The 4391-nt window shown below is 75.7% G+C and carries 4 protein-coding genes and 1 pseudogene; 1 reads left to right on the top strand and 4 read right to left on the bottom strand.

The window, feature by feature from the left end; translation table 11 throughout:
* Positions 1–1978, top strand: a 1978-nt coding sequence (locus GTW08_RS01290) for a helicase-associated domain-containing protein (RefSeq protein WP_161151273.1), incomplete at its 5' end; no start/stop codon positions are given.
* A 78-nt stretch (positions 1979–2056) separates the two neighbouring features.
* Here the strand turns inward: GTW08_RS01290 and GTW08_RS01285 are convergent.
* The 4 genes and pseudogenes from GTW08_RS01285 to GTW08_RS01270 all read right to left on the bottom strand — a co-directional run.
* Entirely contained in the window at positions 2057–2626 is a 570-nt protein-coding gene (locus GTW08_RS01285) for a GTP-binding protein (RefSeq protein WP_100878854.1), read from the bottom strand.
* 28 nt (positions 2627–2654) lie between these two features.
* Positions 2655–3359: a DUF742 domain-containing protein gene (locus GTW08_RS01280; RefSeq protein ID WP_202416244.1), complete on the bottom strand. Its 705-nt coding sequence runs from the start codon at positions 3357–3359 to the stop codon at positions 2655–2657.
* Between the two features lie 77 nt (positions 3360–3436).
* Positions 3437–3865 (bottom strand): roadblock/LC7 domain-containing protein, encoded by a 429-nt coding sequence (locus tag GTW08_RS01275; protein ID WP_020623626.1) that lies wholly within the window; start codon positions 3863–3865, stop codon positions 3437–3439.
* Positions 3862–4391 (bottom strand): annotated as a pseudogene (locus GTW08_RS01270) (hypothetical protein); the annotation flags it as partial. The gene GTW08_RS01275 and the pseudogene GTW08_RS01270, both read right to left, overlap by 4 nt.

Genomic DNA, 4391 nt, shown 5'->3' with positions numbered 1-4391 from the left:
GGACGACGCGGTGTCGCTGGTCCCTGCGGCCGCCGACGTCGTCGGGCCGTGGCCCGCCGGGCTCGGCGCCCCCGCCACCGGTGCGGCGGCGGGACCCGAGCTCGACACGCTGCTCGCCGGGGTGGGCGACGACGAGCGCAAGGTCCTCGAGGTGCTCGCCCAGGGCCCGCCGGTCGGCCGCTCCCGCAACGCGAACGGCTCGACCGGGCCGGTCGGGTCACTCGTCGAGAAGGGACTGCTCACGCGCCGCGACGCCGACACCGTCGAGCTGCCCCGCCAGGTCGCGCTCGCCCTGCGCGGCGACCGTCCGATGGGGTCGCTGGACCTGTCCCGGCCGGACGTCCCGCTGCGCGTGCGGGAGACCCCGCTGGTCGACGGCACCGGCGCGGGGGCCGCGCTGGAGTTCCTGCGTCGCACCGACCTGCTGCTGGAGTGGCTGGCGCGGGAGTCGGTGCCGGTGCTGCGCTCGGGCGGGTTCGGCGTGCGCGAGCTCAAGCGTGCGGCGAAGGCGGCCGACACCGACGAGCCGACCGCCGCGCTGGTCCTGGAGATCCTGCACGCCGCGGACCTGGTCGGAGCGACCGAGTCGGTGGCACCCGAGTGGCTGCCGACCACCACGTGGGACGTCTGGGGGACCGGCCCGGAGGAGTCCCGCTGGGCGGTGCTGGCCCAGGCCTGGCTGGAGCTGCCGCGCCTGCCCGGGCTGGTGGGGCGCCGCGACGAGACCGGCAAGCCGATCACCGCCCTGTCCGACGGGCCGCGCCGTCCCCCGGCCGCCCGGGACCGCCGTCGGGTCCTGGACGCGCTCGCCGACCTCTCGCCCGGCACCTCGGTGGGGTCGCCGGAGGACCTGGCGCGGCTGCTGGCCTGGCACGCCCCGCGCCGCGGCGGACGGCTGCGCGACGAGACGGTCGGCTGGACCGTCGCCGAGGCCACCGCGATCGGCGTGGTCGCCCTCGACGCGCTCACCACGGCCGGGCGGGTGCTGCTCGACCCGGCCCTGCGCCCGGACCCGGCGCACCCCACCCGGCACCCCACCGAGCTGGCCGCGACGCTGCACGCGGCGCTGCCCACCCCGGTGGAGGAGATCCTGCTCCAGGCCGACCTGACCGCCGTCGCACCCGGGCGGCTGTCGGCGGACCTCGCGCACGAGCTCGCGATCCTGGCCGAGGTCGAGTCCGCGGGCGGCGCCACGGTGTACCGCTTCACCGAGCGCAGCCTGCGCCGGGCGCTGGACACCGGCCGCACCGCCGACGACGTCCGCGAGATCCTCGAGGCCCGTTCCCGCACCCCGGTCCCGCAGACCCTGACCTATCTCGTGGACGACGTCGCCCGCCGGCACGGCAGGCTGCGCGGCGGCGCGGTCAGCTGCTTCCTGCGCTCCGACGACGAGGTGCTCCTGTCCGAGGTGCTCGCGCACTCCGCGGCCGAGGAGCTGGGGCTGCGCCGGATCGCCCCGACCGTCGTGGTCAGCTCGCTGCCGCTGGCCGAGGTGCTCGACGGGCTGCGGGCGGCCGGCTTCAGCCCGGCCGCGGAGGACGCGGTCGGCGCCGTCGTCGACCTCGGGCCGAAGGGGCGGCGCACCGAGCCGCGGCTGCGTCGCGGCACCCGGGACGCCGGCCGGGTCGTCGACCGGTCCCCGACGGACCGGGCCGAGGAACTCGTCGAGCGGCTGCGGGCGGGGGACCGCCTGGCCGGGGTACGCGACAGTGTCGCCGGGCGGCGTGAACTCACCGGCGCGACCGGGAACCTGGCCTCGCTGCAGGAGGCGGTGCGCGAGGGCCGGACCGTGTGGATCGGCTACGTCGACGCGCACGGCGTCGCCGGGGACCGGGTGCTCGCGCCGGTCTCGGTCGGCGGCGGGTACGTGGAGGGCCGTGACGCGCTCGACGGCGAGCTGCGCCGCATCCAGCTGCACCGGATCACCTCGATCGCCCCGGTGGACGCCGGATCGGAGCAGCCGGCCGGACGCGACTAGCCCCGGACGCGGTACCGCGGCGGCGCCGGCACACGATGTGCCGGCGCCGCCGCGGTGTCCGGGTCGGTCGGGTACGGGTCAGCGCGCGCCGGCGGCCATCCGCTGGTGCATCGCGTGCTGCACCAGCGCGATCAGGGTCTCCTTGGTCGACTGCCGGTGCCGGGCGTCGCACACGACCATCGGGACGGCCGGGTCGATCGACATCGCCTCGCGCACGTCATCGAGGGTGTGCTGCAGCTGCCCGTCGAAGGCGTTGACCCCGACGACGTAGGGCAGGCCACGGTCCTCGAAGAAGTCGATCGCGGCGAAGGAGTCGGCCAGGCGCCGGGTGTCGACGAGGACGACGGCGCCGATCGCGCCGCGGACCAGGTCGTCCCACATGAACCAGAACCGCTGCTGGCCCGGCGTTCCGAACAGGTAGAGCACCAGGTCGGTGTCCAGCGAGACGCGACCGAAGTCCATCGCGACGGTCGTGGACCGCTTGTTGGGGGTGGCGGAGAGGTCGTCGTGCGACGCGCTCGCCTCGGTCATCACCGCCTCGGTGGTCAGCGGCATGATCTCCGAGACCGATCCGACGAAGGTGGTCTTCCCGACGCCGAACCCACCGGCCACCACGATCTTGGCCGACATCGTCGCGGCACGGGCCATCCCGGCCGCGGGCTGGGGCGGCTGTGGCCTAGAGCCGACGGAGTCCACTCAACACCCTTTCCATCAGCGCGAGGTCCGGCGCGTTGCCGGGGGTGCTCGCGGTCTGGTGAACGGTCACCGTGCCGTTCGAGGCCATGTCCCCGAGCAGCACCCGGGCCACGCCCAGGGGGAGCGACAGCAGCGCCGCGACCTCGGCCACCGAGCGGGTCTGCTCGAGCAGCAGGTCGGCGACGGAGCGGTGCTCCATCGGCAGCCGTTCCAGCTGGCTGCGGGCTCGGTTGCTGACCGAGACCAGGGTCTCGACGGCCAGCTCGTAGCCCGACTTGGTCCGTCCCCGCGTCCAGGCGTAGGGCCGGACGAAGGCGGCGCCACCCGCGGACGGGGGCACCGGCGGCGGCGCTGCCACTGGGTCGTGCGCGGGGCCGGGCCCCGTGTTCTGTGCCGGGTACGGCGACGGCCGGTCCGGCCGGTCACCGGTCCGCTGGGCCTCCAGCTCGTCCGGGGTGGGCGGCAGCCCGTAGGCCGCCGATCCGCCGAGGGGGCCGGTCACCTCGGCCGGGTTCGGCGATGGGACCGGGCGCCCGGGGGCCGCGACCTCCGGCTCGACGTCGTCCTCCGGACGGTTGCGCCCCCATCGGCGCTTCTTCGGCTTGCGCTTGGAGTCCAGGCTGAACCCGTTCATGACGTCGGCGAACGTCGGCTCGGGGCCGTGTCCGCCCGGGTCCTGGGTCATCGGATCTCACCCGCTCTGGTCGATCCTGGGATGGGGTGCATGACGGTAACGCGTCCTGAGGGTCCGGAGTCGCGGCCTCAGGGCCCGAACGAACCCTGCAGCTCGGCGCGCAGCTCCGGGGTGAGCAGCTGGCCGACCCGGTCGACCAGCAGCGTCATCTCGTAGCCGACGAGGCCGATGTCGCAGCTCGGCGAGGCGAGCACGGCCAGGCAGGAGCCGTCGCTGATCGACATGAGCAGCACGATCCCGCGGTCCATCTCGACGACGGTCTGCACGACGCCACCGGCGTCGAAGCAGCGCGCGGCGCCCTGGGTCAGGCTGACCAGACCGGATGCGACGGCGGCGAGCTGGTCGGCCCGGTCGCGCGGCAGCCGGTCGGATGCGGTCAGCAGCAGCCCGTCGGTCGACACCACGATGGCGTGCGCGACACCCGGGACGCGCTCCGCGAAGTTGGTGACCAGCCAGCCGAAACGGCTCTGGCTCGGCTGTGCCTGCGGTGCCCTCACTGGTTCTCCTCGGGGTCGGACGAGTTCGGTCGGTCCGCGGCGGGCTCGGGGGTGCCGGTCGCGGTGGTGTCCTGCGGGGCACGGGTGCCCTGCCGGTCGTGCTGGTCCTGCGGGTCGTGCTGCTCGGAGTCGCCGTCGACCGTGTCCGTCGTGCCGGCCAGTGCGTTGCGGCGGACACCGGAGGCGCTCTCCCGGCCCTGACGCACGCCCTGCTGGTAGCTGGCGAGACGGCCACGGACGCTCTCGGCGTCCCTCGGCTCCGCCGGAGCGGGGCTGAGCACGGTCGATCCTGCCGCACTGCCCGGGAGCAGTCGCGCCCGCGGGCGTCGCTTGGGCAGTCCGGCGGTCGTCAGGTCGTCACCGGCGGTCTCCGACTCGTCGCCGTCGGTGGCCTCGCGGGCCTGACGCCAGACGTCGTCGGCGGGGGAGGCGAAGCCCGACGGGGGCGCCGGGGCGTCGGCCGCGGGTGCCGCGGCACCCGCCGGGGCGCCGTCGTTCGGGCCGGCGCCGTCCTGCCAGCGGACCG

Origin of the sequence: Pseudonocardia sp. SID8383 (genome assembly GCF_009864975.1) — a bacterium.
Classification (GTDB): Bacteria; Actinomycetota; Actinomycetes; order Mycobacteriales; family Pseudonocardiaceae; genus Pseudonocardia; species Pseudonocardia alni.
Note: the sequence above shows the minus strand (reverse complement) of the source record. Positions and strands in the feature narration are given on the sequence as shown.

Excerpts from the sequence above, each read along its gene's own strand:
- GTW08_RS01285 (WP_100878854.1), bottom strand. The coding sequence starts at position 2,626 with ATGGCCCGTGCCGCGACGATGTCGGCCAAGATCGTGGTGGCCGGTGGG.
- GTW08_RS01280 (WP_202416244.1), bottom strand. The coding sequence starts at position 3,359 with ATGACCCAGGACCCGGGCGGACACGGCCCCGAGCCGACGTTCGCCGAC.